Annotated in this window: 2 protein-coding genes; one reads left to right on the forward strand and one right to left on the reverse strand. The window is 56.3% G+C overall.

Features of this window, described 5'->3' with window-relative positions:
• Positions 1-197 (reverse strand): hypothetical protein (locus NX05_RS24550; RefSeq protein WP_216746015.1); only part of this gene is annotated, 197 nt, incomplete at its 3' end.
• 59 nt (positions 198-256) lie between these two features.
• Here NX05_RS24550 and NX05_RS12425 point away from each other — a divergent pair.
• Positions 257-742, forward strand: coding sequence for a hypothetical protein (locus NX05_RS12425; protein ID WP_026112236.1), 486 nt, complete (start codon positions 257-259; stop codon positions 740-742).
• The last annotated feature ends 260 nt before the right edge of the window (positions 743-1,002 follow it).

The following is a 1,002-nucleotide window of genomic DNA, read 5'->3' on the forward strand; positions in this document are numbered from 1 at the left end:
TGTGCCTGTAACCCAGGCAACACCCCGCAAACGGCCGAAACCGGCAAAAAATCGGCGATTTGAGCGCCCTCAGCGCGGCGGATGCGGTTGCTTCGTTTTCCGGTCGCGTTGATCAGACCATCCTTAATGGCAAACGCCGCGAGCAACAACGTCGCAGGATCCGAAGTGATGCGTTCGCATCCGACTTCAGTAACCACCGGGTAGCGGCCGCCCTGCTATAAGCAGGAAGAATTCAACTAGACCCCGGAGCAATGCAGTGAAGGCAACTCTCTTCACCAGTCTGCTAATGATGGCCAGCATGAGCGCTCATGCGGACGGACTGACGACATCCCACGATGGCAAGACGCTGTCGGTGAGTTTCGGAGCACCGACCTTCAAGCAGGTGCTTCACTACAACAAGATGTACGAGAAGAAGCCGTTCCCCGATGCGGAAATCTATTATTTCAGCAACGGCATGTACAAGATCATTTCGCAAGGCGAAAACCATTACGGCGTCTATGTTATGCAGGGGACGTTCGACGACCAGACCTACACGATCCGTTTCATCTCCCTGCCCTCGGAAGACTGGGGCAACAAGACCGCGTTTCATCAGCTGACCTTCGTGCGCGGCGACAAGCAGAATGTCTTCATCCAGAACGCCATCGTCGACACCGGCGAAGCAATCGCGCAGCAGAACGGAACCTACACGCTGGAGAAAAACACCGTGTCCAATCCGGTTCCCACATCCTGGAAGCACGACTAAGCGTTGCACCAACGCCCAGCGTCTGGCCCAAACGCAAGCGCCCTCCCGCCAGGCGACAGGGCGCGGTCGATCAGCGCCTTGTTACGTACTGCAAATAGCTGGGTGAACTAAGGTGTTCAGTCCCGGCATTAGGTGGATCGGGTTGACCTTGAACCGCTCGGGTTCGGATGTCCACTGTTCGCAGATAAATTCGTACGGTGTCAGACCTTCCAACGCTGTGAGCCTGCGACCGAAGTTGTAGGCGTCGATGAACATGGTCC

Origin of the sequence: Xanthomonas vasicola, assembly GCF_000772705.2 — a bacterium.
Classification (GTDB): domain Bacteria; phylum Pseudomonadota; class Gammaproteobacteria; order Xanthomonadales; family Xanthomonadaceae; genus Xanthomonas; species Xanthomonas vasicola.